The organism is Thalassospiraceae bacterium LMO-JJ14 (genome assembly GCA_021555105.2).
Lineage (GTDB): Bacteria > Pseudomonadota > Alphaproteobacteria > Rhodospirillales > Casp-alpha2 > UBA4479.
Map to the genome: position 1 here is coordinate 200576 of CP134604.1, position 26778 is coordinate 227353.

Genomic DNA, 26778 nt, shown 5'->3' on the forward strand with positions numbered 1-26778 from the left:
CGTTTCCGCGTGGTAATGTCCGGGCGTTCGCAACAACGGTCGCCAAGCCTTGGAAAATACAGACAAAAATAAACCCGGTGCGCATCTGTCGACGAGTGTTCTCGTGCGCCGTCTGGCACGCGAGAACCTGCGCCATTACATCAAGCAGCTGATCCTGGCGGTTCTGTGCATGGCGGTTTTCGCCGCCATGACGACGTTGTCTGCATATCTTATGAAGCCCATCGTCAACGAGGTTTTCATCGATAAAAACGAGGCCAGGCTGTGGTGGGTGGCGGGCGCGGTGGTTACGGCGTTCCTCGTCAAGGGGTTGGCCAACTACGGGCAGTCGATGCTGATGTCCTTCATCGGTTTGCGCATCATCGCCGACAACCAGACCCGGCTGTACCGCCATCTGATCGGCATGGATATCGGCTTCTTCAATTCCATGCCGACCGGGCGTCTGGTCTCGCGCTTCCTGATCGATATCAACCACATGCGGGTCGCCGTCTCGAACGCGATCACCGGCTTCGGCAAGGATCTGCTGTCCCTGATCGGGCTGGTCGGGCTGATGTTCTATAACGACTGGCAGCTCGCCTCGCTTGCCTTTTTCGTGTTCCCGGCCGCCGTTTATCCGATTTCCCGGCTTGGCCGGCGCATGCGCAAGGTCACCGCCAACACCCAGAACGAAATGGGACTGTTCACCGCCATCCTGGACCAGAGCTTCGCCGGCATCCGCGTCGTCAAGGCCTATGGGATGGAGAAGTACGAGACCTCGCGCGTTTCGGGGCTGGTCGAACGAATCTTCAAGCTGAACCTGAAATCGGCGAGTACCCGCGCCCTGTCGAGCCCGATCATGGAAACCCTCGGCGGCTTCGCCGTCGCCATCGTGATTGTTTACGGGGGCTACCGGGTGATCCATCAGAATCTCGATCCGGGCTCGTTCTTTTCGTTCATCACGGCGCTGATCATGGCCTATGAGCCGATGAAGCGGCTCGCCAACCTGAATGCCAGCCTTCAGGAAGGCCTGGCCGGCGCGCAACGCCTGTTCGATCTTCTCGACACCGCACCCGGTATCACCGACCGCGCGGACGCCAAACCGCTCGGCATGCCGGTCATCGGCGAGATCGCACTTTCGGATGTCAATTTTTCGTACGGCAGCAACCAGCCCGCGCTGAAAGACGTCAACATGTCGATCCCGGCCGGCAAGACGGTGGCGCTGGTCGGCCCGTCGGGCGCCGGCAAATCGACGATCCTCAATCTCATTCCGCGTTTCTATGACATCAACGAAGGCACCATCACCATCGACGGCATGGACGTGCGCGACGCCACGCTGGAAAGCCTGTACGCCAACATCTCGCTGGTCAGCCAGGAAGTGACCCTGTTCGACGACACGGTCCGCGCCAACATCGCTTACGGGCGGCCCGGTGCCACGGAAGCGGAAATCGAGGACGCGGCCCGGCATGCCGCGGCGCTCGAGTTTATCCGCGAACTCCCCGAAGGCTTCGAGACCCAGGTCGGCGAACGCGGCGTGAAGCTTTCCGGCGGGCAGCGTCAGCGCCTCGCCATTGCCCGCGCCATTTTGAAGAACGCGCCGATCCTGTTGCTCGACGAAGCGACGTCGTCGCTGGATACGGAAAGCGAACGGCACGTGCAAAAAGCCCTCGACCATCTGATGCAGGGCCGCACCACGCTGGTCATCGCACACCGGCTGTCGACCATCGTCGACGCCGACCTGATCTATGTGATCCAGAACGGCCGCATCGTCGAGACCGGCGCGCACAATGAGCTGGTCGCCAAGGGCGGTGCTTACGAAAAGCTCTATGCCCTGCAATTTGCCTCGGAAGCGGAACAGCTCGCCCGCGCCGGGCAAAGCTGAGTTGGCATTGTCGTGCTGAAGACGCTTTCCAAGAAAATCGTCAAGAGCACGCCGGTGCGCATGGCCGTGTGCTGGCTTACCGCGCAATACATCCGAATAGTCTGGATGACGAGCCGGTGGGAGCGGATCGGCACCGAGCATTTCGACGCGCTGTATGACAGCGGCCAGCCGGCGATCCTGTGTTTCTGGCACGGCCGTCTGCTGATGGCGCCCTATACCTGGCGGAAACCGCACCCTTTCAAGATGCTGATCAGTGCGCACCGCGACGGAGAACTGATCGCCAACACGGTGGCGCATTTCGGCATCGACTGGGTCAAGGGGTCGTCGTCAAAGGGCGGCGCCGGGGCCTTGCGCGCCATGGTCAAGGCGCTCAGGGCCGGCGAGTGGGTCGGCATCACGCCGGACGGGCCGCGCGGGCCGCGGATGCGGGTGTCCGACGGCATCATCAATCTGGCCAAGCTGTCCGGTGTGCCGATCCTGCCCGTGACCTACGGCATCAAGCGCGGCATAAACCTCGGCTCGTGGGACCGCTTTCTGGCCGCGCTGCCGTTTTCAAGCGGGGTCCTGATCTGGGGCGAGGCGCTTTCGGTGCCGCGTGATGCCGATGATGCGGCCCTCGCCGGGTTGCGCCGGGAACTTGAACAGCGGCTGAATACAATCACCGAGCAGGCCGACCGGCTGACACACAGAACGCCCGTTGAACCGGCCCAGGCGACGGACGGACTCGCGGCATGATTCTGACCCTTTACCGTGTAGTGACATCCATCGGCGCACCGTTGATTTCCGCTTATCTGAAGAAACGCCTGCGCCGCGGCAAGGAAGACCCGCAGCGTTTCAACGAGCGTCTGGGCCGACCCGACGTCCCGCGCCCGCAAGGACAGCTGATCTGGATGCATGGCGCCAGCGTCGGTGAATCCCTGTCGATGCTGCCGGTGATCGAGGAAATCGTGGCGCGCGCCAATGCGCCGACGGTCCTGATCACGACCGGCACCGTGACCTCGGCGCGGCTGATGAGCGAACGCCTGCCGGAAGGGGCGATCCATCAGTTCGTCCCGGTCGACAGGCTGCCGTACGTCAACGGCTTCCTGGATCACTGGAAACCCGATATCGCGTTGTGGTGGGAATCCGAACTGTGGCCGAACCTGATCGCGGAAACGCATTACCGCCGCATCCCGATGGTCCTCGTCAACGCCCGCATGTCGCCGCCGTCGTTCCTGCGCTGGCAGCGCTGGAAAAGCCTCGCCCGCTCGCTGCTCGGCTGCTTCGATCTGGTGCTCGCACAATCCGGGACCGACGCCGAGAGATTCCGCACACTGGGCGCGAAAAAGGTTCTGCGCATGGGCAACATGAAGTTTGCCGTCCCTGCGCTGCCGTGTGACGAAGGTACACTGGCGGAAATCCGCGCCCGTACGGGCCTGCGCCCGATGTGGCTGGCGGCGAGCACGCATGACGGCGAGGAAGAAGCCGCCTGGCACGTGCACCAAAAAGTCCGCGCCAAACACCCTGACCTGCTGACGATCATCGTTCCCCGCCATCCCGAACGCGGCGGCGACATCGCCCGCATGCTGCGCGACAGCGGCGCCGTTGTCGCCGTCCGCTCGAACAGCGAACCGGTCACGGCGGAAACCGATATCTATCTCGCCGACACGCTCGGTGAACTGGGACTGATTTTCCGTCTCGCGCCGATCGTCTTCATGGGCAAATCGCTGGTGCCGGCCGGCGGGCAGAACAGCATCGAGCCGGCACGCCTCGGCGCGGCGGTCATCACCGGTCCGCATTATTGGAACTTCGATGAAATCACCCGGGCGATGAATGCGGCCGGCGGGCTGAAGATCGTACAGGATGCCGACGAACTTGCGGCCGTCGTCGAACGGGACCTGAGCGAACCGGCCCAGGCACAGGCCCGCGCCAAGGCGGCGTACGACTATGTCGAACGTGAATCCCGGGTGCTCGAAGTTTTCATGGATCATGTGTCGCCGTTGCTGGACAGCACCGCGGAGAAAAGCCGTGCGCGCGCCTGATTTCTGGGCCGCCGCACCGGACGCCGCGCTGGATAAGTTTCTGGCCGCCGCCCTTTCTCCGCTCGGCAACATATATGGCGCCGTCACCACCGCCAGAGCAAACCGCAAGCCGTTGTGGCAGGCGCCGGTACCGGTCATCTGCGTCGGCAACGCGGTCATGGGCGGCGCCGGCAAGACCCAGGTCTGTCTCGATCTGGCCCGCCGACTATCAGACGGCAACCGCGCCGTTCATGTCCTGTCGCGGGGATACGGCGGGCGGCTCGCCGGTCCGGTTCGTGTCGATGCGGCATTTCACCGCGCCGGGGATGTCGGCGACGAAGCCCTTGTCCTGGCCCGCCATGCACCGACCTGGGTCGGCGCCGAGCGGACCCAAACCGCCCGCGCGGCAACGGATGCCGGCGCCGGTCTGCTGATCATGGATGACGGGTTTCAGAATCCGGCACTGCACAAGGACCTGAACCTTCTGGTCATCGACGGCGGATACGGCTTCGGCAACGGCCGTGTATGCCCGGCCGGGCCGCTCCGCGAACGCGCCGAAAGCGCCTTTGCGCGCAGCGACGCGGTCTGCATCATCGGCACCCCCGGTCCCGCCGTGCCGGCAATCCCCGAAGACCTGCCGGTGTTTCAGGCCCGCATCATGCCCGATCCCCGCATGGCGTCCGTGAAGGGCAAAAAGGTCATCGCTTTCGCCGGGATCGGCCGGCCGGAAAAATTCTTCGATACCCTGCTCGAGGCCGGTGCCGAGATCCGAAAGACGCTCGGCTATCCCGATCACTATCAGTTTCTTGACCGCGAACTGGATTTCCTGTTGCAGAGCGCCGAAGACAGCGGGGCTGAGGTCGTTACCACGGAAAAGGACCATGCGCGGCTCAGCGATGCCTACAAGTCCCGCATCGTCCCGTTTCCGGTGCAGCTTGAATGGGAAGACGCGCCCGCGCTGGAAAACTTTCTTCTCGAGCGCATCGGCCTAAACTGACGCCATGCTCAGGCCAGAGACCCCGTTCGAAAAATACCTCCGCCATCCGCTGGAAGCCCTGGCGGCAACCGTCGTCTGGGGCATCTTCCGCATCCTCCCCGTCGACGCGGCATCGGCCGTGGGCGGCTGGCTGGCAAGAACCATCGGCCCGTCATTGAAGCTGTCGCAGCGCGCCCGCGCCAATATCCGGCGCGCCTTTCCGGACATCGAGGACGCCGCCTGCGAACGTATCGTCATCGACATGTGGGACAATCTGGGCCGCACCGTCGCAGAGTTTCCGCACATCGGTGCGTTTCGCTTCGACGGCGACAACCCCCGCGTGCGCATCAACGGCCTGCAGCATCTGATCGATTTCCGCGACGACGGGCAGCCAGGCTTTTATCTCAGCGCGCATCTCGGCAACTGGGAACTGGCGCCGATGACCGCGCACGTGCACGGCGTGCCGTCGGCCTTCGTTTACCGCGAAGCGAATAACCGGCTGGTCGAGGGGCTCTATATGAGCGGGCGCCGGCAATACCGCGACATGATGATCCCGAAGGGTGCCGAAGGGGCGAAGCAGATGATCAAGGCGCTTCGTGAAGGCAGGCATGTCGGCATCATGGCCGATCAGAAAATGAACGACGGCATTCCGGTCGCGTTCTTCGGCACCGACGCCATGACCGCGCCGGCGCTGGCGCAACTGGCGCTCAGGTTCAACTGTCCGGTGATCCCGGCCCGGGTGATCCGCGACAAGGTCAGCAATAACCGGGGCTGCCGCTTCACCGTCGAGATATCGGCGCCGATTTATGCCGAAGACACCGGCGACAAGACACAAGATGTCGCCGCGTTCATGGCGCGGGCAAATGCGATCATCGAGGACTGGGTGAAAGAAAACCCCGGCCAGTGGTTATGGCTACACAACCGATGGCCGGGGGATTCCTGAGCGTCACGGTAACAGACGGATATCAGCTACCGGACGGTTTGGATTGTTTAAGCGTGCCGTCGGCAATTTTCGTCTGCGACGGGACCGAAGCCGTTTTTGCGTGACCGGCACATTCGGCGAGTACGGGCGACGCCGCAAACGCAACAAACGCCGTCAGGGCAAGAGCCAAAAGTCCATATTTCATGGTGGTCTCCTTTTTCAAACTGCGGAGATAATAGCACGCTTTGATATTCGGATGTATCACATTTTCACGATCGCCCGGTATGCCGCGTCTCGAAGGATGCGGCCCGGCGAGATCATTCCGGCATTTGGCCCAGAACCAGCTCCGGGTCGATGGGTGTGCGGTCCAGTGTCAGACCGAAATGCAGGTGCGGTCCCGTCGCCCGGCCGGTCGCGCCGATGGCGCCGATCTTCTGTCCGGCCGCGACCGTATCGCCGGGCTTAACCGATGTCGCCGACAAATGGATATAGACGGAGCGCAATCCCAGTCCGTGATCGACCAGCACGGTCTTGCCGTTAAAGAACATCCCCGAATGCACGAACGCAACCTTGCCCGCCGCCATCGCCGCGACGGGGGTGCCTTCGGGCGCCGCGATGTCGGTACCGTAATGCGGCCTGCGCGGTTTGCCGTTGAGGATACGCTGCGCGCCGTAAACGCCGGAGATGCGCCCCCTCGCCGGCCAGTGAAATCCCGAAAGAAAATACGCTAACGGGTCGCTTTGCCGCTTTGCCTTTTCCATCTCGGCCTTCTCGCGGGTGATTCTTTGCAGCGACTTCGGGTCCGGCGTCACCTTCTTGCCGGGCAGCCCGTTGATCTTTTCGATCTTGAAATCGCGGTCGGTGACGGCGATGTCGCGGGTGGTTTTCTCCGTCCCCCGCGAAACCGTCAGGCGTTTCGTCCCGGCATCGTCGCGGCCGAACCCGAGCAGGAAATCGCCGTCCGCTGACGTTTTTACGGGATTGCCGTCGAGCGTCACCACCGCCCCCGGCACCGTCTTGCCGATCAGCAAGCCGCCTTCGGCCGCCTGACCGCTAAGCTGCAGCGCGATATCGGCGCGCGCCGCGCATGGCAGCACCGCCAGCAACGCACAAAGCAATAGCCCCCTCTCCCAACCTCTCCCCCACAAATGGGGGAGAGGGGTACGGGTGTCATCCGAACCGAGAGTCCCTCTCCCCCCCTCAGGGGGAGAGGACAGGTGAGGGGGTGAAAGCGCGTATTTCAAAGCAAGGACCCCTGCGGATCGTCTTCACCGGGCGCCGGTTTGCGGGGCTTCGGTTTTTTCTGCGCCGCGCCGCCGCCTGCGACCCGGGCCGCCGCGACCCCGTCCTTGAGGCGGATATTCACGTCATCGCCCGGCGAAAGCGCGCCGACGGATGTGATCGCCTTGCCCGCCGGCGTGGTTATCAGAGAGAACCCCCGCTCGAGCACGCGTTCGTAGGAATAGCTTTCCAGCAGTTGCCCGAGATGCGCCAGCGAGCGGCCATGCCCGGAAAGCGCGTCGGTGTAGGCGCGCCGCAGGTTGCGCGCCGATCCGTCGAAGCGTTGCGTCGCCTGTGCGAGCGCGCGCCTTGGCGGTGTCAGGCGTACCGGCAGACGCTGGCGGCGGTGCCTGATCCCGGCCTTCAAGGCATTGCCCAGTCGTTCCGACCAGTCATCCAGCCGTTGCGCCGCCGTCTCAACCGTTCTGCGCAAATTGGGCAGGCCGCGCGCCAGTGCCGCGACCTCGCGCGCCTTGGCGTCGGTCTTGCGGCGCACGGCGCGAATCAGACGGCCCTCGCAATCGGCGACCTGCGCCATCACGTCATAGCGCACGGGGACCGCCATTTCCGCCGCCGCCGTCGGTGTCGGGGCGCGCTGATCGGACGCCAGATCGATCAATGTCCAGTCGGTTTCATGCCCGACGGCGGAAATCAGCGGAATGTCGCTTTCGGCGGCGGCCCGGACCACCGCTTCCTCGTTGAACGCCCACAGGTCTTCCAGCGATCCGCCGCCGCGCGCAACGATCAGCAAATCCGGCCTCGGCACGGTGCCTGCGCCGCCGAGCGCATTAAAGCCCCGGATCGCGGCGGCCACCTGTTCGGCCGCGCCCTCGCCCTGCACCAGCACCGGCCAGACCAGCACGTGCCGCGGAAAGCGGTCGGCCAGCCGGTGCAGGATGTCTCGGATGACGGCGCCGGTCGGCGAGGTGACGACACCGATAACGTCGGGCAAAAACGGCAGGGCCTGTTTGCGGTCTTCGTCGAAAAGCCCTTCGGCGGCGAGCTTGCGCTTGCGATCCTCGAGCAACTTGAGCAGCGCGCCCTCGCCGGCCAGTTCCATGTGTTCGATGACGATCTGGTATTTCGAGCGCCCGGGATACGTCGTGATCCGTCCGGTCGCGATAATCTCCATCCCGTCTTCCGGATTGAGGCCGAGCCGGCCCGCCGTGGTGCGCCAGCAAACGCCGTCGATAACGGCGCTTTCGTCTTTCAGGGTCAAATACATGTGCCCCGACGCGGCCCGCTTGAATCCGGAGATCTCGCCACGGATGCGGACATGACTGAAGGCGCCTTCGACCGTCGATTTCACCAGACCGGACACTTCGGTCACGGAAAAGACGGGGACGTTATCTCCGCTATCGTGGCCATTATTTTGACCACGATTATGGCTAGACGGCGCGTCGCTCATAACTAGACTGTATGTCTCAAGCAGGCGGGGATGACAACCGCCGATTGCCGGGCCATGTCCCGGCGGCGATCAGGGGAGTGACTTGATGAAGGTTTTACTTGTTGGTGGCGGCGGACGCGAACACGCCCTTGCATGGGCCATGTCGAAATCGCCCAAACTGACGAAGCTATATGCCGCACCCGGCAATGCCGGCATCGCCGATTGTGCCGAGTGTCTGGCGATCGGCGCCGAAGACCTGAACGCCATATGCGCCGCTGTTCAAGAGCTTGAAATCGAATTCGTCGTGGTCGGCCCGGAAGCCCCCCTGGTTGCAGGCCTTGCCGACAGGATCGAAGCGATGGGCGTCCCCGTGTTCGGGCCGTCCGCGGCGGCGGCCGAGATCGAAGGCTCGAAGGGGATGATGAAGGACCTGCTCGCCAAGTACGGCATCCCGACCGCCGATTACCAGCGTTTCGACGAACCGGACGCCGCCAAGGAATATATCCGCATCAAGAATCATCCGGTCGTCGTCAAAGCCGACGGACTGGCCGCCGGCAAGGGCGTGATCCTCAGCCACACGATTAACGAGGCCTATGCCGCCGTCGATCAGATCATGATCGAGGAAGCGTTCGGCGATGCCGGGACCGAAATCGTCATCGAGGAATTCCTGGTCGGCGAGGAAGCGAGTTTCTTCGCGCTTTGCGACGGCACCCGCGCCATTGCGCTCGCCGGCGCACAGGACCACAAACAGGTCCACGACGGCGACCACGGCCCCAACACCGGGGGCATGGGCGCCTATACCCCGGCGCCGGTTCTCGACGACGCCATGCAAAAGCGCATCATGGACGAAATTATCACGCCGACCGTCGAAGCCATGGCCAAGGAAGGCAAACCCTACAAGGGCGTATTGTTCGCCGGGCTGATGATCGGCGCCGACGGACCCAAGGTCATCGAGTTCAACGCCCGCTTCGGCGACCCGGAATGCCAGCCGATCATGGCGCGGCTCAAATCCGATGCGCTGGAGATGCTGCTCGCCGCCGCCAGGGGGGAGCTGGATAAAATTAAACTCGACTGGGACCCGCGCGCGGCGCTGACCGTGGTGATGGCGGCGGAGGGATATCCCGGCCAATACACCAAGGGGAGCGAAATCAAGGGCGTCGCGGATGCCGATGCGCTTGACGGCGTCACCGTGTTTCATGCCGGCACGGTGCTGGGCGACGACGGTGCCCTGCTGGCCAACGGCGGGCGCGTGCTCGGTGTCACGGCGCTCGGCAAGACGGTCGAGGACGCGCAGAAACTTGCCTATCGGGCGGTCGACGCCATCGACTGGCCGAAGGGGTTCTGCAGGCGGGATATCGGCTGGCGGGCCGTGGGACGATAAGGCTGGCGGGCCGTGGGACGATAACTTTCGGAAGCTGGCAAACAACCGGCCCGGTCCCCATATCGATATCAAGACAAACAAACTTTCGAGGAAATGGTCATGGACGAAAAGACGCTTACTGAAATTCAGGCGGATGCGTTTCGCGGGCTGATCAAGCACCTACAGAAACGCACCGACGCACAGAACATCGACATCATGAACACGGCCGGGTTCTGCCGGAACTGCCTGTCGAAATGGCTGGTCGCCGCCGCCGAAGCGCGCGGTGTGGACATGTCATCGGACGAAGCGCGTGAAATGGTCTATGGCATGCCCTACGACGTCTATAAGGACAAATATCAAGAGCCCGCAACCGACGAACAGAAAGCCAGGTTCGAAGAAACCAGGCCGCTGCACGCCGAAATTTCCGGCCACAACTGAGTCTGTGCCGGGTATGCAAAACCTTCCCCCGCCGATGGCGGCGCGCCAGCCGAACTTCTGGCAGAACAGCGGTTTTTCGCTTTTGAAGCGCGATGCGCACGGCCACCTGACGGTCACCGACGATTTCCTGCGCGCCTATCTGGCGCGTCCCGAAATCGCCCCGGTCGAGGAATCCTGCGACAAGGAACGCGCACTTCACGCCGAACTTCTGGACAACCCGAAACGCCCGGTCAGCGAAGGCGACATTGCCGCGCTCGAAGACCCGGACGGGCGCGACAATTACCGTGTGCTGATCGATTTCCGCGACCGGCTGATCGATGCGGGGACCGTCGAAGGCTGCTATCTCAATTTGTTCAGGGACGGCGATGTGCGGACCGCGCCGCTGTTTCTCGATCAGATGGCGCAGGTCATCACCCGCGCCGTCCTGCAGGGCACCGACGATCCGTTCCGCGCGCGCGCCGGGGAGCTTCTGTTCCGCGAGCAGACCGTCACCGTCCACGACGGTGCGATCCTTGCCGGCGATCTTCAGACCGTCGAAATGCTGGCGCAGACCGGCGGCATGGGCGCCATCGGCGAACTTCTGGTCGAAGGCGGCATCAAGACCCGCCAGGTCGAGCTTGACGTGATGGTGGAAGAAAACGCCCACAAATACTGGCAGCGCGACGAACGCCACGACATGGTCATTGATCTTTCCTTCACGCGCCCGGGCCTGGACGCGCTTTGCCGCGTGATGGAAGGGTGGATTTCGCACTTCACCGGCGCCGAAGTGTCGATCCAGCCGGTGCAGAAAATCACCGACGAGAAATGGGTTTGGCATATCGGCCTGGATACGGATTCCAGCGCCATCCTCAACGATCTTTATGACGGCAACGATGTCGACGAGGAGCGCATGGAGCGGCTGCTGACCCTGTTCCGCATGGACTTCAAGGACCCGAGCCTGATGGCCCCGGACATCGCCGGGCGGCCCGTCTACATGGGCCTCGCCATGAACGAGAAGAAACGCCTGCGCCTGAAACCGCAGAACCTGCTGGTCAATCTTCCTTTAGCGCCGGAATCCTGAGATAAGCGCCCCCTCACCTGTCCTCTCCCCCGTTCCGGGGGAGAGGGACCCTGTCGCGACAGATCCCGTTCTCATCCCTCTCCCCCACCTGTGGGGGAGAGGTTAGGTGAGGGGGCTAAAAAAGTTGAGGGGGCTTACCGCCGTTCCCTGAAAAAATCCTTCAGCATCGCCGACGCATCGCTTTCCATCAGGCCGCCGACAACCTCCGGGCTGTGATGGCAGGTCGGATGCGAAAAGACGCGCGCGCCGTGCTCGACGCCGCCGCCTTTCGGATCGTACGCCGCGAACACGAGCCGGCGGATACGCGCCAGCGACATCGCCTGCGCGCACATGGCGCAGGGCTCAAGCGTGACGAACAGATCGCAATCGCCGAGGCGCGGCGAGCCTGTGGCGCGGGCGGCTTCGCGGATCACCAGCATTTCCGCGTGCGCGGTCGGGTCCGCGTCCGCCTCGACCCGGTTCCCGGCCTGTGCCAGGACCCGGCCGTCGGCCGACACCAGCACGGCGCCGACCGGCACCTCGCCCCGCCCGGCGGCCTTGTTCGCCTCGTCCATGGCGATGGCCATCATTTCGCTGTCCGTTCCACTCATGCCTCATTGGTGACGCCCGATCCCGCCCTGGTCAAGCACGCTTGACTTTCCGCCCGCAGCACAGCACGACAGGCATTATGGCAAAGAAACAACAAACCGCTTCCACCGGCGAACGCATCGCCAAGGTCATGGCCCGTGCCGGGTTGTGTTCCAGGCGCGAGGCCGAACGCTGGATCGAGGAAGGCCGGGTCGAGGTCAACGGTCAGAAACTGACGACCCCGGCCTGCGTCGTCGGCGAAACCGATACCATCGTCGTCGACGGCAAGACGCTGCCCACCAAGGAACCGACGCGGCTGTGGCGCTACAACAAGCCCGCCGGTCTCGTCACCTCGCACAAGGACCCGCAGGGCCGCCCCACCGTCTTCGCCGCGCTGCCTGCGCATCTGCCCAGGGTGATTTCCGTCGGCCGGCTCGATTTCAACTCGGAAGGGCTTTTGCTTTTGACCAACGACGGCGAGCTGGCGCGCAAGCTCGAGCTGCCGGAAACCGGCTGGACGCGGCGTTATCGCATTCGCGTGCACGGCAATGCCGACACCAAGCAACTGCTGTCGCTGGGTCACGGGGTCACCGTCGACGGCGTCAAGTACGGGCCGGTAACCGCCAATTTCGATTCCCGCACCGGCGCCAACGCATGGATGACGGTGACGCTCAAGGAAGGCAAGAACCGTGAAGTGCGCAAGGTCATGGAGCACATCGGGCTGACCGTGAACCGGCTGATCCGCACCGCCTATGGTCCGTTCCAGATCGGCCATCTGCCACAGGGCGAGGTCGAGGAAATCCGGCCCAAGGCGCTGCGTGAACAGGTCGGCATGCTGCTGAAATGAGGATCGCCCGGTGAGGACCGCCAAATGAGAATAGTCGGGGGAAAGTTCAAGGGCCGCCGTCTGCTCGCGCCGGAAGGCCGCGATATCCGCCCGACGTCCGACCGGGCGCGCGAAAGCATCTTCAACATCATCGAACACGCCGCGTTCGCGCCGGACATCGAAGGCGGCTCGGCGATCGACGTCTTCGCCGGCACCGGTGCCATGGGCCTTGAAGCCATGAGCCGGGGCGCCGAGCCGGTCACCTTCGTCGACATCGACGACATGGCCAGGGCATGCGTGCTGAAGAACGCCGGCACCATGGGACAGGGCCGCAACGTCACCGTGCTGCGCCTCGATGCCACGAAAATGCCGCCGCCGCCCCGCATCGCGGCGTGCCCGGCGCGTTTCGCGTTTCTGGATGCGCCGTACGATCAGGATATTTCGGGGCCGACGCTGCTGTCGTTGCTGGCGCGCGGTTGGGTCGGCGCAGGCAGCCTGTGCGTCGTCGAAACGCCGTCCGACACCGCATTCGAAGCGCCGCGCGGCTACGCTCTGGAAGATCAGCGCAAATACGGCCGCGCCATGGTCAGTTTTCTGTCCGTCGACTAGCCCCCTCACCTGTCCTCTCCCCAGGGAGAGCGGCTTAGCGCCTGCCGAACAGTTTTTCGATGTCGGCGAGCTTCAGCTCGACATAGGTCGGGCGGCCGTGGCTGCACTGGCCGGAATGGGGCGTCGCTTCCATCTCGCGGAGCAACGCATTCATTTCTTCCGCCGTCAGCCGCCGGCCGGCGCGGATCGAGCCGTGGCAGGCCATCGTGGCGCAGACCTCGTCGATGCTTTTTTCGAGCGCGATGGCGCCGTCGAATTCGGCCAGATCGTCGGCGAGATCGCGGATCAGCCCCTGCACGTTGGTTTCGCCAAGAATGGCCGGCACTTCACGGACGGCAACGGCGCCGGTGCCGAACGGCTCGATGGCGAGCCCCATCTCGGCCAGCTCATCGGCCCTGGCCAGCACCCGTTCGCAGGCACTTTCGTCCATTTCCACCACTTCCGGGATCAACAGCATCTGCCGCGGCACCTCGCCCCCGGCCATGGCCGTCTTGATCTTTTCCTGGGTCAGGCGTTCGTGCGCCGCGTGCTGATCGACGACGACGATGCCGTCCGCCGTCTGCGCGACGATGTAGGTCTGGTGAAGCTGCGCGCGCGCGACCCCAAGCGGGTGATCGCCCGGCACGTCTTGAGCGCTATCCGTTTCCGCTTCCATGCGCGCCGACGGGGCGGCATCCAGACCGTCGAGCGGGCGATAAAAATCCCGGGTCCTGTCCGCAAGCCCGGCGGACGGGGTGTCGGGCCGGTAGGCATAGCTGCCACCGCTGCCGCCAGGGCTTCCCCGGCCCGGCGGCAATCCGCCCGGCTTGAACGCGCCCAGCGCACTGTCCGCGACCGTCGTCGACGCGCGGTGACCGGCTTCCGCCAGACCGTGACGAAGTGCACCGACGATCAGGCCCCGGACCATACCGGCATCGCGAAACCGGACCTCGGTCTTCGCCGGGTGCACGTTGACGTCGACGTGCCTGGGCGGGATTTCCAGAAACAGCGCCAGCAACGGATGCCGGTCGGACGCCAGAAATTCCCGGTACGCCCCCCTGACCGCGCCGAGCAGAAGCTTGTCGCGGACCGGGCGGCCGTTGACGAACAGAAACTGCATCTGCGCATTGCCCCGGTTCAGCGTCGGCACGCCGGCATACCCGGTGAGCCGGTAGCCTTCCCGTTCGGCATCGATGGCGAAGGCGTTCTCGCGGAAATCCCGGCCCATGATCGCGCCCAGCCGCTCAAGGCGGGCATCGAACAGATCGCCGGTTTCCGGCAGCAGCTTCATCACGTCGCGGTTGCCGTCGTTCAGCGTAAAGCCGATTTCCGGATGCGCCATGGCAAGGCGCTGCATGACCTCATTGATACGCGACTGTTCGGTACGCGGTGTTTTCAGGAACTTGAGCCGCGCCGGGGTCGCATAAAACAGATCGCGGACATCGATCCGCGTGCCCTGCGACAGCGCCGCGGGTTCCGGCGGGCGGATGCGGCCGCCTTCGATGGCCAGCGACCACGCCCCGTCCGCGTCCGCGGTGCGGCTGGTAATCGTCAAGCGGCTGACGGCGCCGATCGACGGCAGCGCTTCGCCGCGAAAACCCAGCGTCGAGATCATCGTCAGATCTTCATCGGGCAGCTTCGAGGTGGCATGCCGTTCGACCGCCAACAGCAGTTCATCCGATGTCATGCCGCGCCCGTCGTCGCTCACCGTAATCGACGTCTGCCCCCCGTCGCGGGCCGCAACGTCGATGCGCGTGGCCCCGGCATCGATGGCGTTTTCCACCAGTTCCTTGACCGCCGAGGCCGGCCGTTCCACCACCTCGCCGGCGGCGATCTGGTTGACCAGCGTCTCGGGCAGCCGGCGGATCGTCATGGCAGGCGCATCCTGCGCAAAACACCCAACAGCGGGACCAGCGACGAGGGCGCGCTGTCGATCTCGTCCAGCACATGCAGGATGCTGTCGCTCAGCGCCTTGCCGAGCTCGACGCCCCACTGATCGAACGGATTGATGCCCCAGAGCGCCCCGGCGCACACGGTCTTGTGCTCATAAAGCGCAATCAGCTTGCCGAGAATACGCGGTGTCAGGTCGTTATAGACGATCAGCGTCGACGGCCGGTTGCCCGGATAATGGCGGTGCGGCTCGGCCACGTTTTCACGCCCGAACGCCAGGGCATTGGCCTGCGCAAGGGCGCCGGAAATCAGCAGATCGTGCAGCGGCTCGTCGCCCGCCGCGGATCGCGCCGGCAACAGAATATCCACCGGCGTCGGCGTCATGCCCTGGTGCAGCTGTTGAAAAAATGCGTGCTGCGCATTGACCCCGATGCTGCCGAAGACAACCGGCTGCGTGTTGTAATCGACCGCAACGCCGCCCTGGGTCACACGCTTGCCGTTACTTTCCATCTCAAGCTGCTGCAGGTGTCCGACGAGGCGCTGCAAGCGCGTATCGTACGGCACACAGGCCTCTGCCGCGAACCCCATGAAGCTGGCATTCCAGACCGTCAGCAGGGCCATCATCAAAGGCGCGTTTTCGGACACCGGCGCGCTCAGCACGTGGCGGTCCATTTCAGCGGCGCCGGCGCGGATCTCCTGAAACGCCTCCCAACCGAAGGCCAGGGCGACCGGCAGGCCGACGGCGGAACACAGCGAATAGCGCCCGCCGACCCAGTCCCACATGGGGAAGGTGCGCGCTTTTGAAATACCGAATTTTTCCACTTCGGCGAGATTGGCGCTGACGGCGGCAAAGTTTTCCGCCCAGCGCTCGCCGACCCCCTTTTGCATCCAGGCCTGCGCGCGCTCGGCGTTGGCCTGCGTTTCCATGGTCGTGAAGGATTTGGAGATCACCAGGACCAGTGTCTCGGCCGGATCGAACGCCTCGAACGCGCGCTTGAAAGCCGTGCCGTCGATGTTGCCGCAGACCCGGACATCCAGCTTCATACCAAGACTGTCGCGAAGCGCATCGAGGGCCAGTACCGGCCCCAGTTCGGAACCGCCGATGCCGATGGCGACAACGGACCGGTAAGGCGCCCCCGACGCGGAAACAATGGTGCCGTCGTGAACGCCCTGAACGAACGTCTGCAACTGCGCATCGATTTCCCGGCATGCATCGCGCACGGACGCTTCGCCGCCGGTCCCGCGCACCGCGGTATGCAGCGCGGCGCGGCCTTCGCTGATATTGACGATCCCCCCGGCCGCCATGCGTTCGAGAAAGTCACCGACGCAGGCGCTTTCGGCCAGCCCCTTGAGCCCGACAAGCGCCTCGTCCGATACCAGCTGGCGCGAGAAATCGACATACAAATCGCCCAGATCCAGGGCATGCGTTTCCGCGCGGCGGGCATCGGCCGCGAACAGATCCACGAGCGACGTTCCCCGCATCTGCTCGCGTGCGTGCAGGAGGGTTTGCCAGACGGCGGTTTCGGAAATCAGTGACATGGGCACTTGTATCAAAAGCCTGCGCCGGGTGCCACCTTGGAAATGCGCATCGGGGCCGGAGACAATCACCCACCTCCATCCTTCGAGACGCGCGTTTCACGCGCTCCTCAGGATGCGGGCGGTACGCCCAGGATGAAATGAACGCAGTTCAGTTGACGGAGGAAATACCTTCCGGTTTCCCGGCGATCGCGAAGGTCAGTTTATCCGGCTGATACAGGCGCTGTGCCACCCGCCTGGCGTCTTCCAGCGTCACCGCTTCGATATAGCCGTTGCGCTTGTCGATATAATCGATGCCGAGGCCCTCTTCCTGCATCCCCACAAGCATCCCGGCAATCGCCGACGACGAGGTAAAGCGCATCGGGAAGGCCCCGGTGAGATACGTTTTGGCGTCTTTCAGCTCTGCCGCCGTCGGCCCTTCGGCGGCAAACCGTTTCCAGACCTCGCGCACCGTCGCGACCGTCTCGGCAACGCGGGCATTGGCGGTCCCGGCCCCGCCCATGACGGCGCCGGCCGCATCGAGCGGCATCAGATAGGTATAAACGGAGTAGGCAAGACCGCGCTTTTCACGGACTTCCTCGTATAACCGCGACACGAACCCGCCACCGCCAATGACGTAGTTCAGCACATAGGCGGTGTAAAAATCCGGATCGTTCCTGAGAATGCCGGGCTGCGCGAACTGGATCGAGCTTTGCGGCACATCGACATCGATCACCTTGACGCTGCCGCTCAGCTTGGGGGTTATTTTTTCAACCTGCCAGGGCGATGCTTTTTCCGGCAGCGATCCGAATGCACGGTCCAGATAGCCCTTCAGCGTCTCCGCATCGATGTCGCCGACGACGCCGATCAAAAGATTGTTTTTTGCCAGACGCTGGCGAACGAAGCGGCGCATGTCTTCGGGCGTAATGGCGCTGACGCTTTCGGCGGTGCCGTCATTGTCGCGCGCATAGGGATGGCCCTCGAAGGCGGTCTCGAAAATCGCCCGGCTCGCCAGATTTCCGGGATCTTCATTCTGCTGCTTGATGCCGGACAGGATCTGCGCACGCATCCGCGTCAGCGGCTCGGCATCGAAACGCGGCTCGTTGAGGGCCAGGCGCAGATATTCGAACGCATCGTCGCGGTATTTGTTCAAGGTCTTGAGCGAGCCGCGAAAGGTATCGCGCCCGGCACTGAAGCGGAGCGAGATCGACCGTTCGTCGAGCGCCTCTTGAAAGGCTGCGCTGTCCATATCGCCCGCGCCCTCGTCCAGCGTCGATGCGACGAAATTGGCAAGCCCGCCCTTGCCGTCCGGATCAAGCGCGGTGCCGCCCCTGAACGACAGTTTCATGGTCGTGATCGGGTTGGAGGGATCGCGGATCAGCCAGGCCTCGATGCCGCCCGCGGAGACCACCCGCTCGACCTCGACCGCCCGGGCCGGTGCAGACGCCAGCAGAACAACAACGCAGGCGGTGGCGATCAGGGCGGAGAAGCGGGTGAATATCCGTTTCATCGGTTCAGCTTTGCGGTTTCGAAAGCAGTTCCGCGGTCACGGAATGCTTGCCCTGCAGGACATAGCGGGCCGCCGCCGCGACATCCTCGGCCGTGACGTTGCCGATGCGCTGCAACCAGTCTTCGACTTCCTCGACACTGCCACCGCTGGTCAGCGCCGCGCCGAAGATCCGCGCCGCGGTGCCGAAATCGTCTTTCGCGAAAACGGCATTGTTGCGCATCCGCTCGAGCGCGCCGTCGACTTCGGGCTTGGTGACGCCGGTTTGTAAAACCCGCTCGACTTCCATCATCACGGCGCTGTCGATCTTTGCCATGTCGACGCCCGGTTTCGGCTGGGCATAGAACCCGAACGCAGCCGGCCCCAGGTCGTCCGCGTCATAAAACGCCCCGGCGGAAAGCGCGATGGCGTCTTCCATGACCAGTTTCCTGTGCAGCCGGCTCGACGGGCCGCCGCCGATAATTTCCGCCAGCACCTGCAGGGCATAGGCGTGCTCGGACGCGCCATAGCGGTAGCTCGGCGCCAGATAACGCCTGGACCAGCTTGGCTGCGTGACCCGTTCGCTGGCCAGGGTGACCTGACGGTCGGCACGCGCCGGCGGTTCCGTGGTCCGCTCGCGGACGATGTCCGGGCCGCGCGGAATGGCGCCGTAATACTTTTCCGCCAAGGGTTTCAGTTCCTGGGCGGTGACATCGCCCTCGACGACGAGGACGGCGTTATTGGGTGCGTAGTAACGTTTATAGAAAGCGAGGATGCGATCGACATCCAGGGCGCGGATTTCGTGTTCCCAACCGATGATCGGCCGGCGGTACGGATAATTCAGATACAGCGCCGCGCTGACCTGTTCGCGCAACTGCGCGCTCGGGTTGTTGTCGGTTCTGGAGCGGCGCTCTTCGAGCACCACGTTCCGTTCCGGCGCGACCTGCGCCTCGCTGATCAACAGATTGGTCATGCGGTCGGCTTCCATGCGCATCACCATCTCCAGCCGGTCGCGGGCGATGGTCTGGAAATAGGCCGTGTAGTCATAGGATGTGAAGGCGTTTTCCTGGCCGCCGTTGCGGGCCACCTGCGCCGAGAACACACCCGGGCCGAAGTTCTTGGTTCCCTTGAACATCAGGTGTTCCAGCAAGTGTGCGATGCCGGTTTCACCCGGGGCTTCGTCGGCGGCGCCGACCTTGTACCAGACCATGTGGCGGACAACGGGCGCGCGGTGATTGGAGATCACCACGACCTGCATGCCGTTCTTGAGGGTGAATGTGTCGGGATCGAAAATCTGCGACCAGCCGCGCGTCGGCAGGAAAACGCAGAGAACCGCCACTGCGACGAAAACGCCCGTATATGACCGTAAAATCCGCATAGCACGGATATGGACGGGTTCCGCGATCAGATCAATGGAAATCGGGCCTGATCACCGAAAGGTTACAAAGATTTAAAGAAGCGGGGGTGTGACGAACTTGCGTGTTGATCCGAAATCGTCACCCCGGCGCAGGCCGGGGTCCAGGGATACGCGCCCGATTTTTCGTGACAAGACGCCACACCGCTCTGGATTCCGGCCTGCGCCGGAATGACGGGCGGGGCAGCCGTCACTGAACAACCAAGACCGTCATCCCAAACTTGATTTGGGATCCATAGCTTGTGGGTCCTGAACCAAGTTCAGGACAATGGTGATGAAATTCGAGTGAACGGGCGGGACGCCTCGGATGAGTAATGTTAGAACTCCAGCAGGCCCTTGGTGCCGCGCGCTTTCTTCACCTGCGGCGTTACGCCTTCGGTGATCGGTTTGCCGAGCGCCTGATTTTCACGGATGCGCTGCTGTTCCTTTTCGGCATCGACGACGGTCCCCTGATAGGGCTTGTCATCGACCCAGAAGATCATCTTGTCGGCGAGGCGCTTGTCTTCCTTGGCCAGCAGCGTGGTTTCCGCATTGACGACCTCGCGGATCGCCGGATCGGCATTGCTGGCGCCGGTCTTGGCCATGATCGCATTCAGACCGTCGGACAGGTTCGGGTCTTTTTGCTGCTGGCCCCGGATCTGCGGCTTTTGCTGCAACAGCGCGGCGCGCGCCTGATCGCTCGGCGTGATCGCCTGCGGACCGTTCTCGCCGCTGCCGGGCGGGCGCAGGGAAAATTCAGGCGGCAGGCTGAGCGGCGGGCGCTGATAGACGACGAATTCGTCCGGCGCATCCTTGGGATTGCTCAGCACTTTCTTCGCCGACTCGCACGCGCTGAGCGTGATTGCCAGGGAAGCCATCATTGCGATGCCAAGCGTGCGTCGAAACATGCCGAACTGTCCGTTTCCAGTCATTGATCACCGATCTTGCGAGTCTATGACGTTTCGCCTCGGGTAAACAAGGATTCCAATACTAAAATCACCGCGCCGACGCAAACCGCACTGTCGGCAATGTTGAAAGCCGGCCAGTGATAGCCGGCGACATGAAAATCGAGAAAATCAATGACCGCGCCGTACTGAACGCGGTCGACGACATTGCCGATGGCGCCGCCGATAATCAGGCCGAGCGCGAGGACGGACGAACGTGTCGTCGCGCGCCACAGCCAGACCGCGAGCCCGATGATGATCGCCACCGCCAGGCCGGTCAGCAGATAAGGGCCATAGTCGCTCTGCTGGTTGAACATGCCGAAGCTGACGCCGCGGTTCCAGGCCAGAACGATGTTGAAGAACGGCGTGATCTCGATCACGCGCGGCGGCTGCATCACGCTTTCGAGTATCCACAGTTTCGACGCCTGGTCGAAAACCAGCGCCAGGACGGCAACCGCCGCACCGGACTTTCGGCTGAGCGCGGCGCCGCTTTTGCTCACGCCGCCGCCGGTTTGAAGTTGCGCACCGCATCGGCGCAGCGGCCGCACACGGTCGGGTGCTCGGGATCGCTGCCGACCTCTTCCAGCACCTTCCAGCAACGCTCGCACTTTTCACCGTCGGCCTTTTCAACGACGACGGCGATGTCGGCGATATCCTCGAGCCGGTGCGCATCGGCCGGCGCGTCGCCGTCTGCGAACGTAAAGCCGGACGTGATGCAGAGTTCCGCCGGATCGAGACCGTCACAGGCGGCGCGGTATGCGTCGGCGGCATAGACCCTGGGATGCGCCTGCAGGCTGGCGCCGATGATCTTGTTCGCACGCGCCACTTCAAGCGCACCGGTGACGGCCCGGCGCAGCGTGCGCAGCCGGCCCCATTTCTCGGCCAGCGCCGGATCGGACCAGCTTGCCGGGACGTCCGGGAAGGTGCGCAGGTGCACGGAATTGCCCGCGGTCTGATCGGGGTTGCGGGTCAGCCAGGCTTCTTCCGCCGTGAAACACAGCACCGGGGCCAGCCATGCCGTCAGATGATCGAACAGGGTATCGAGCACGGTGCGCACGGCACGGCGCAGGTCGCCGTCCGGCCGGTCGCAGTAAAGCGCATCCTTGCGGATGTCGAAATAGAACGCCGAAAGATCGACGGCGCAGAACGTGTGCAGCTCGGCAAAGAACGGCTGGAAATCGAAATCATGGCAGGCCTTTCTGAGCGCCGCATCCATCTCATGGATACGGTGCAGCACCCAGCGTTCCAGTTCCGGCAGCTCGGCGGTGTTTTCGATGCGCTCGGACTCAGAGAAATCCGCCAGGTTGCCGAGCATGAAGCGGAGCGTGTTCCTGAGCCGGCGATAGATATCGGCCTGCTGCTTGATGATTTCCGGGCCGATGCGCAGGTCTTCGGAGTAATCCGAGTTGACGACCCAGATGCGCAGAATGTCGGCGCCGTACTGGTCCATCACGTCCTGCGGCGCGACGATGTTACCCAGCGACTTCGACATCTTCTGGCCGTCCTCGGCCATCACGAAGCCATGCGTCAGCACCGCTTCATAAGGGGCACGGCCGCGTGTGCCGCAGCTTTCCAGAAGCGACGAATGGAACCAGCCGCGATGCTGATCGGAGCCTTCGAGGTACAGTGATGCCGGCCACTTGAGCCCTTCCCACGGCCCGTCTTCGAGCACGAAGGCATGGGTCGAGCCGCTATCGAACCAGACATCGAGAATATCGGTGACTTGTTCAAAGTCGTCGGCGTTATAGTCGTTGCCGAGGAAGCGCGACGGATCGGATGCAAACCAGGCGTCCGCGCCCTCTTCCCTGAAGGCCGCGGTGATGCGGTCGAGCACAGCCTGATCGCGGAGCGGCTCGCCGGTCTCTTTATTCACGAACACCGTGATCGGCACGCCCCACGCGCGCTGGCGCGACACCACCCAGTCCGGGCGTTCGGCGATCATGCCGCGCAAGCGGTTCTGTCCCGATGCCGGGACGAAGCGGGTCTCGTCGATGGCCTTGAGGGCCTTGTCGCGGAGCCCGGTGGTCTCCATCGAGATGAACCACTGCGGCGTGTTGCGGAAGATCAGCGGTTTCTTGGAGCGCCACGAATGCGGATAGCGGTGTTGGAGCTTGCCCTTGCCCAACAGTCCGCCGGCGTCCTTCAGAACCTCGGCGACGTGATCGTTGCATTTATAGACATGCTCGCCGGCAAAAATCGGCACATGGTCGAAGTACGTGCCGCCCTCGCCGACCGTCTGCGGCACTTCGATGCCGTTCGACATGCCGAGCACCCAGTCGTCGGCGCCGTGACCGGGCGCGATATGGACGATGCCGGTGCCTTCCTCGGTGGTGGCGAAGTCGGCGGCCAGCGCCGGGACGTCGAATTCGTAGCCCTGCCCCCTGAGCGGGTGCGCGCAGACGGTGCCTTTCAGATCGGCGCCCTTGAACTCGGCCTGAATAACGCTCTCGGTGATGCCGCACTGTTCGGAGAACGCATCGAGCCGCGCCTTGGCGACGATCAGACGTTCGCCGACGCGCGCCAGGCTTTCGTCCGCGACCGCCTTAACCTCGATCACCACGTAATCGATCTTGTCGCCGTACGCCACGGCGCGGTTGCCGGGCATGGTCCACGGCGTCGTCGTCCAGATGACGATGGCGGCACCCTCGATGTCGGGCACCGACGCGGTAACGACCGGGAACTTGACGAAGATCGTCGTCGAGGTGTGGTCGTAATATTCGACCTCGGCCTCGGCCAGCGCGGTCTTTTCGACCGGCGACCACATCACGGGTTTCGAGCCCCGGTACAGCGATCCGTCCATCAGGAACTTGCCGATCTCGCCGGCGATGGTGGCTTCGGCGGCGAAACTCATGGTGGTGTAGGGATGATCCCAGTCGCCCATCACGCCCAGGCGCTTGAACTCTTCGCGCTGCACGTCGATCCAGTGCGTCGCGAACTCGCGGCATTCCTTGCGGAACTCGACGATCGGCACGGCGTCCTTGTCGAGCTTCTGTTCGCGGTACTTTTCCTCGATCTTCCATTCGATCGGCAGGCCGTGGCAGTCCCAGCCCGGCACGTAATAGGCATCCTTGCCGAGCATCTGCTGGGTGCGGTTGATGACGTCCTTGAGGATCTTGTTCAGCGCGTGGCCGATATGCAGGTGACCGTTGGCGTACGGCGGGCCGTCATGCAGGATGAACTTCTCGCGGCCTTTGGAAATCTCGGCGCGCTTGGCTTCGAAACCGGTCTCGGCCCAGTGCTGGAGGAGTTGCGGCTCACGCGCCGGCAAACCGGCTTTCATCGGAAAATCGGTTTTCGGCAGGAAAATCGTGGATTTGTAATCAACAGTCATCGGCTCAGGCTTCACTTTATTTGAGAATGTCGCGCGCTTTAACGCAATCGCGGGCGATTTGTGCCTTTAAAGCATCCAATCCGTCAAATTTCTTTTCCGGGCGGATCATTTCAAGCAACGCCACATCGATACGCGTATCGTATATATCTGCATCGAAATCGAATAAATGCACTTCCAGTCTCGGTGCGGTGCCGTCGAAGGTCGGGCGCATCCCGAGATTGGCGACTCCGTCGACGACATCGCCGCCGGGCAATGTCGCGCGCACCGCATAAACCCCGAATGCCGGGCGTATATAGTCGCCCAGCAACAGGTTCGCCGTCGGAAATCCGATGGTGCGACCCCGTTTGTCACCACCGCTGACCCGCCCGCAGATGCTGAAGGGCCGGCCCAGCACCGCCGCCGCGGCCGGCATGTCTCCGGCGCCGACCAGGTCGCGGGTGCGGCTGGATGAATACAGCCCGCCGCCGTCGTCCGATGCCGCGGCGACGACCGTGAAACCGAAGCCGAGCTTCTGGCCTTCGGCCAAAAGCGTTTCGCAGCTGCCCTGGCGTTTGTGGCCGAATTTGAAATCATACCCGGCAACCACGTGATGCACGTTCAGCGTCCCGACCAGATAGGTCTCGACGAAATCGGCGGCGGGCTGTTTCGAGAAATCCAGATCGAATTTCTGCGCGATCAGGAAATCCACGCCCAACTCGGCGATCCGCTCGGCCTTGGCGCGAAACGGCGTCAGGCGGAACGGCTCTACGCCGGGCTGAAAAACCTTGCGCGGATGCGGTTCCAGCGTCAGCACGCCCCACGGCAGCGATGCGGACGCGGCGATGCGCCCGGCCTCGGCAATGACCGTGCGGTGGCCCTGATGCACACCGTCGAAATTACCGACGGCAATGACCGCGCCCCGATGCTGCCGCTGCAGCGATTTCGCTTGTCTGTATATATGCATTGCGTTGGAAAGTGTCGTAAGGCTCACCGAGGGTCAAGACTGTTGCTGTGTAGCCCGCTACTGTCACCCCGGCGCAGGCCGGGGTCCAGGGCGACGGCCACCTGCTTCGATGAAGCTATCGCTAATACACTGGATTCCGGCTTTCGCCGGAATGACGTTGAATAGCCCTAAAAAGAAAAAGGGCGCAGGTCATGCCCACGCCCTTCTCCGGAATTATCGGCGCGGCGTTCAGGCCAGGCGGGACGGCACCATGATCGTCGCTTCGCCATCGACGACAACGTTGCCGGCGACCTTGCACTGGGTCAGAAGCGTGATGAATTTCTTTTCCGGGACCAGCTCGGTAATCGTGCAGTGCGCCTTGACCGTGTCACCGGCCTTGACCGGCGCCTTGAATTTCAGGCTCTGCTTGACGTAGATGCACCCCGGACCGGGCAGCTTGGTGCCGATCACGGTGGAAATAAAGCTGGACGTCAACATGCCGTGCGCGATACGACCCTTGAACATGGTGCCCATGGCGAATTCCTCGTTCAGGTGCACCGGGTTGGTGTCGCCCGACAAACCGGCGAAAATGACGATGTCCGACTCGGTGATGGTTTTCGAAAAGACGTCGGTCATGCCGACTTCAAGATCCTCGAAATAATAACCATGAAGATCGTCGGAGTGATTGGTCACTTGGTCCATAAGGAATTTCCTTTTACCATTCTTGGGCGTTTCGCGTCTGCAAAATCTATTGCAACGCAATATATAGTTCTTTGAGAGCTACAGCAAGCAAGGCTTTAGGTCCATATGCAAAGCAGCAATTCCCTCCATACAGGTATGAAAAAGCGGGCTTTTTCGCCACTGCAAAAAAATCTGTTGGCGCTCATACTCGGCCTTTTCATGCATTTTCCGGCCTGGGCGGGCGCCGAGGCACCGGTGTTTTCGCTGCCGGCGGACTGTGTGCCGGGCACGTCGTGCTGGGTGGTCAATTTCGTCGATCACGATCCCGGCCCCGGTGCGCGGGATTACCGTTGCGGCAGGCTCAGCTATGACACCCACAAGGGGACCGATATCGCCATCGCCAACGATGCCGTCATGCAAAAGGGCGTCGATGTCCTGGCCGCGGCGCCGGGCCGCGTGCTCAGGGTGCGCGACGGCGTTGCCAATTCAACGAAAGCCGATCTTGAGAGCGCCACGGCGCTGCGCGGGCGGGAATGCGGCAATGGTCTGATCATCGACCATGGCGATGATTGGTCGACGCAGTATTGCCATATGAAAGCAGGGTCTATCCGCGTGCAGCCGGGCGAGCGGGTCGAACGCGGCGCCGTCCTGGGCCGGATCGGCCGTTCCGGGCGTTCGGAATTTCCGCATATCCATCTTGCCGTCCGGCAGGGAACGCGCATCATCGATCCGTTTACCGGGGAAAGCAATATCAGCGCCTGCGCCGCCGGCGCCGCGCCGGCCGGCCTATGGGCCGCGGAAATCCACGATGCGCTCGCCTATCCGGGGCCGCAGCCGTTTCACCTTGGGTTTGCCACCGAAGCACCGAACAAAGCCGATATCGAGGCCGGACGGCTTTCAGAGACACGGTTTGCGGCCCAGGTCCCGGCGCTGGTGTTCTGGAGCGAAATCTTCAGCCTTGAAAAAGGCGACCGGATCACCCTGACGCTCACCGCACCCGACGGAAAACCCGTGGCCCATAACCGGGTGACGATCGACCGACCGCTGGCCAAATGGCACGGCTTCGCCGGGCGCAAGAAGCGCGGCGCGGCATGGGACAGCGGCACCTATACGGGCCACGTGATGATTGAACGCGGCGCGGTGCGTGTCGGAAAATCGACGGTGGCGGTGGTCGAGTAAGACCCAAGTCCGCTCTCAACCCACAAACGCCGAGGATAGATACGCGGCAAAGTTTCTGAAAATAGCCAAAACCGGACTTAAGCGGCTTATCAATCAATTGGCTATTCATCGTGATTGCCGCCATGAATTATGCGAGTATTACGCTAGGCGTGCTTGACCGCATACATCATGTCATCG

The 26778-nt window shown here is 63.2% G+C and carries 24 protein-coding genes; 11 read left to right on the forward strand and 13 right to left on the reverse strand.

Going from position 1 to position 26778, the window contains the following annotated elements; all coding sequences use genetic code 11:
* Positions 1 to 49: 49 nt before the first annotated feature.
* The 5 genes from L2D14_00935 to L2D14_00955 are packed head-to-tail and all read left to right on the forward strand — an operon-like array spanning position 50 to position 5774.
* Complete coding sequence (locus L2D14_00935) at positions 50 to 1855, forward strand: ABC transporter transmembrane domain-containing protein (protein ID WNK00006.1); 1806 nt, start codon at positions 50 to 52, stop codon at positions 1853 to 1855.
* A gap of 12 nt (positions 1856 to 1867) precedes the next feature.
* On the forward strand, positions 1868 to 2590 hold the full coding sequence (locus L2D14_00940) for a lysophospholipid acyltransferase family protein (protein ID WNK00007.1): 723 nt from the start codon (positions 1868 to 1870) through the stop codon (positions 2588 to 2590).
* Positions 2587 to 3876, forward strand: coding sequence for a 3-deoxy-D-manno-octulosonic acid transferase (locus tag L2D14_00945; protein WNK00008.1), 1290 nt, complete (start codon positions 2587 to 2589; stop codon positions 3874 to 3876). Before L2D14_00940 ends, L2D14_00945 begins: the two co-directional genes overlap by 4 nt.
* The gene (gene lpxK, locus L2D14_00950; protein ID WNK00009.1) at positions 3863 to 4852 is read left to right on the forward strand and encodes a tetraacyldisaccharide 4'-kinase; all 990 of its coding nucleotides are present in this window, start codon (positions 3863 to 3865) and stop codon (positions 4850 to 4852) included. The genes L2D14_00945 and lpxK overlap by 14 nt, the downstream gene beginning before the upstream one ends.
* Positions 4853 to 4856: 4 nt before the next feature.
* Positions 4857 to 5774 carry a lauroyl acyltransferase gene (locus L2D14_00955; protein WNK00010.1) on the forward strand — a complete coding sequence of 306 codons (918 nt, stop codon included), beginning with the start codon at positions 4857 to 4859 and terminating at the stop codon, positions 5772 to 5774.
* A gap of 22 nt (positions 5775 to 5796) precedes the next feature.
* On the opposite strand, the gene L2D14_00960 is transcribed toward L2D14_00955, so the two are convergent.
* From L2D14_00960 to xseA, 3 genes are all read right to left on the reverse strand, one after another.
* A complete protein-coding gene (locus tag L2D14_00960) occupies positions 5797 to 5958 on the reverse strand; it encodes a hypothetical protein (GenBank protein ID WNK00011.1) in 162 nt (53 codons plus the stop codon).
* A gap of 112 nt (positions 5959 to 6070) precedes the next feature.
* Positions 6071 to 6871: a peptidoglycan DD-metalloendopeptidase family protein gene (locus L2D14_00965; GenBank protein WNK00012.1), complete on the reverse strand. Its 801-nt coding sequence runs from the start codon at positions 6869 to 6871 to the stop codon at positions 6071 to 6073.
* A 122-nt stretch (positions 6872 to 6993) separates the two neighbouring features.
* The gene (gene xseA, locus L2D14_00970; GenBank protein ID WNK00013.1) at positions 6994 to 8442 is read right to left on the reverse strand and encodes an exodeoxyribonuclease VII large subunit; all 1449 of its coding nucleotides are present in this window, start codon (positions 8440 to 8442) and stop codon (positions 6994 to 6996) included.
* A gap of 85 nt (positions 8443 to 8527) precedes the next feature.
* On the opposite strand from xseA, the gene purD reads away from it, so the two are divergent.
* From purD to L2D14_00985, 3 genes are all read left to right on the forward strand, one after another.
* Entirely contained in the window at positions 8528 to 9802 is a 1275-nt protein-coding gene (gene purD / locus L2D14_00975) for a phosphoribosylamine--glycine ligase (protein WNK00014.1), read from the forward strand.
* A 99-nt stretch (positions 9803 to 9901) separates the two neighbouring features.
* Positions 9902 to 10219, forward strand: a complete 318-nt coding sequence (locus L2D14_00980; GenBank protein ID WNK00015.1) for a DUF1244 domain-containing protein — start codon at positions 9902 to 9904, stop codon at positions 10217 to 10219.
* Positions 10220 to 10232: 13 nt separating this feature from the next.
* On the forward strand, positions 10233 to 11279 hold the full coding sequence (locus tag L2D14_00985; GenBank protein WNK00016.1) for a DUF6352 family protein: 1047 nt from the start codon (positions 10233 to 10235) through the stop codon (positions 11277 to 11279).
* 134 nt (positions 11280 to 11413) lie between these two features.
* On the opposite strand, the gene L2D14_00990 is transcribed toward L2D14_00985, so the two are convergent.
* The gene (locus tag L2D14_00990; protein WNK00017.1) at positions 11414 to 11869 is read right to left on the reverse strand and encodes a nucleoside deaminase; all 456 of its coding nucleotides are present in this window, start codon (positions 11867 to 11869) and stop codon (positions 11414 to 11416) included.
* 77 nt (positions 11870 to 11946) lie between these two features.
* Here L2D14_00990 and L2D14_00995 point away from each other — a divergent pair, with 77 nt between their 5' ends.
* Both L2D14_00995 and rsmD read left to right on the forward strand, forming a co-directional pair.
* Entirely contained in the window at positions 11947 to 12693 is a 747-nt protein-coding gene (locus tag L2D14_00995) for a pseudouridine synthase (protein ID WNK00018.1), read from the forward strand.
* Positions 12694 to 12717: 24 nt separating this feature from the next.
* A complete protein-coding gene (rsmD, locus tag L2D14_01000; GenBank protein WNK00019.1) occupies positions 12718 to 13281 on the forward strand; it encodes a 16S rRNA (guanine(966)-N(2))-methyltransferase RsmD in 564 nt (187 codons plus the stop codon).
* Positions 13282 to 13315: 34 nt separating this feature from the next.
* Here the strand turns inward: rsmD and mutL are convergent, their stop codons facing one another.
* The 9 genes from mutL to L2D14_01045 all read right to left on the reverse strand — a co-directional run bounded on the left by mutL (position 13316) and on the right by L2D14_01045 (position 25443).
* Complete coding sequence (gene mutL / locus L2D14_01005) at positions 13316 to 15133, reverse strand: DNA mismatch repair endonuclease MutL (protein WNK00020.1); 1818 nt, start codon at positions 15131 to 15133, stop codon at positions 13316 to 13318.
* On the reverse strand, positions 15130 to 16689 hold the full coding sequence (gene pgi, locus L2D14_01010; protein WNK00021.1) for a glucose-6-phosphate isomerase: 1560 nt from the start codon (positions 16687 to 16689) through the stop codon (positions 15130 to 15132). Before pgi ends, mutL begins: the two co-directional genes overlap by 4 nt.
* Positions 16690 to 16837: 148 nt before the next feature.
* A complete protein-coding gene (locus L2D14_01015) occupies positions 16838 to 18175 on the reverse strand; it encodes a pitrilysin family protein (protein WNK00022.1) in 1338 nt (445 codons plus the stop codon).
* Positions 18176 to 18179: 4 nt separating this feature from the next.
* On the reverse strand, positions 18180 to 19490 hold the full coding sequence (locus L2D14_01020; protein WNK00023.1) for a pitrilysin family protein: 1311 nt from the start codon (positions 19488 to 19490) through the stop codon (positions 18180 to 18182).
* Positions 19491 to 19882: 392 nt separating this feature from the next.
* Positions 19883 to 20452, reverse strand: coding sequence for a DUF3035 domain-containing protein (locus tag L2D14_01025; GenBank protein ID WNK00024.1), 570 nt, complete (start codon positions 20450 to 20452; stop codon positions 19883 to 19885).
* Positions 20453 to 20496: 44 nt separating this feature from the next.
* Positions 20497 to 20988: a signal peptidase II gene (gene lspA, locus L2D14_01030; GenBank protein WNK00025.1), complete on the reverse strand. Its 492-nt coding sequence runs from the start codon at positions 20986 to 20988 to the stop codon at positions 20497 to 20499.
* Entirely contained in the window at positions 20985 to 23819 is a 2835-nt protein-coding gene (gene ileS / locus L2D14_01035; GenBank protein WNK00026.1) for an isoleucine--tRNA ligase, read from the reverse strand. Before ileS ends, lspA begins: the two co-directional genes overlap by 4 nt.
* Positions 23820 to 23835: 16 nt before the next feature.
* Entirely contained in the window at positions 23836 to 24762 is a 927-nt protein-coding gene (locus tag L2D14_01040; GenBank protein ID WNK00027.1) for a bifunctional riboflavin kinase/FAD synthetase, read from the reverse strand.
* 228 nt (positions 24763 to 24990) lie between these two features.
* Positions 24991 to 25443, reverse strand: a complete 453-nt coding sequence (locus L2D14_01045) for a MaoC family dehydratase (GenBank protein WNK00028.1) — start codon at positions 25441 to 25443, stop codon at positions 24991 to 24993.
* Positions 25444 to 25617: 174 nt separating this feature from the next.
* On the opposite strand from L2D14_01045, the gene L2D14_01050 reads away from it, so the two are divergent.
* The gene (locus tag L2D14_01050) at positions 25618 to 26601 is read left to right on the forward strand and encodes a M23 family metallopeptidase (GenBank protein ID WNK00029.1); all 984 of its coding nucleotides are present in this window, start codon (positions 25618 to 25620) and stop codon (positions 26599 to 26601) included.
* Positions 26602 to 26778: the final 177 nt, after the last annotated feature.

Bases quoted from the DNA above. Each gene is read 5' to 3' on its own strand.
- L2D14_00945 (WNK00008.1), top strand. From the start codon at position 2,587: ATGATTCTGACCCTTTACCGTGTAGTGACATCCATCGGCGCACCGTTG.
- L2D14_00955 (WNK00010.1), top strand. From the start codon at position 4,857: ATGCTCAGGCCAGAGACCCCGTTCGAAAAATACCTCCGCCATCCGCTG.
- L2D14_00960 (WNK00011.1), bottom strand. From the start codon at position 5,958: ATGAAATATGGACTTTTGGCTCTTGCCCTGACGGCGTTTGTTGCGTTT.
- xseA (WNK00013.1), bottom strand. From the start codon at position 8,442: ATGAGCGACGCGCCGTCTAGCCATAATCGTGGTCAAAATAATGGCCAC.
- purD (WNK00014.1), top strand. From the start codon at position 8,528: ATGAAGGTTTTACTTGTTGGTGGCGGCGGACGCGAACACGCCCTTGCA.
- L2D14_00980 (WNK00015.1), top strand. From the start codon at position 9,902: ATGGACGAAAAGACGCTTACTGAAATTCAGGCGGATGCGTTTCGCGGG.
- L2D14_00985 (WNK00016.1), top strand. From the start codon at position 10,233: ATGCAAAACCTTCCCCCGCCGATGGCGGCGCGCCAGCCGAACTTCTGG.
- L2D14_00990 (WNK00017.1), bottom strand. From the start codon at position 11,869: ATGAGTGGAACGGACAGCGAAATGATGGCCATCGCCATGGACGAGGCG.
- L2D14_00995 (WNK00018.1), top strand. From the start codon at position 11,947: ATGGCAAAGAAACAACAAACCGCTTCCACCGGCGAACGCATCGCCAAG.
- rsmD (WNK00019.1), top strand. From the start codon at position 12,718: ATGAGAATAGTCGGGGGAAAGTTCAAGGGCCGCCGTCTGCTCGCGCCG.
- mutL (WNK00020.1), bottom strand. From the start codon at position 15,133: ATGACGATCCGCCGGCTGCCCGAGACGCTGGTCAACCAGATCGCCGCC.
- pgi (WNK00021.1), bottom strand. From the start codon at position 16,689: ATGTCACTGATTTCCGAAACCGCCGTCTGGCAAACCCTCCTGCACGCA.
- L2D14_01015 (WNK00022.1), bottom strand. From the start codon at position 18,175: ATGAAACGGATATTCACCCGCTTCTCCGCCCTGATCGCCACCGCCTGC.
- L2D14_01025 (WNK00024.1), bottom strand. From the start codon at position 20,452: ATGTTTCGACGCACGCTTGGCATCGCAATGATGGCTTCCCTGGCAATC.
- ileS (WNK00026.1), bottom strand. From the start codon at position 23,819: ATGACTGTTGATTACAAATCCACGATTTTCCTGCCGAAAACCGATTTT.
- L2D14_01040 (WNK00027.1), bottom strand. From the start codon at position 24,762: ATGCATATATACAGACAAGCGAAATCGCTGCAGCGGCAGCATCGGGGC.
- L2D14_01045 (WNK00028.1), bottom strand. From the start codon at position 25,443: ATGGACCAAGTGACCAATCACTCCGACGATCTTCATGGTTATTATTTC.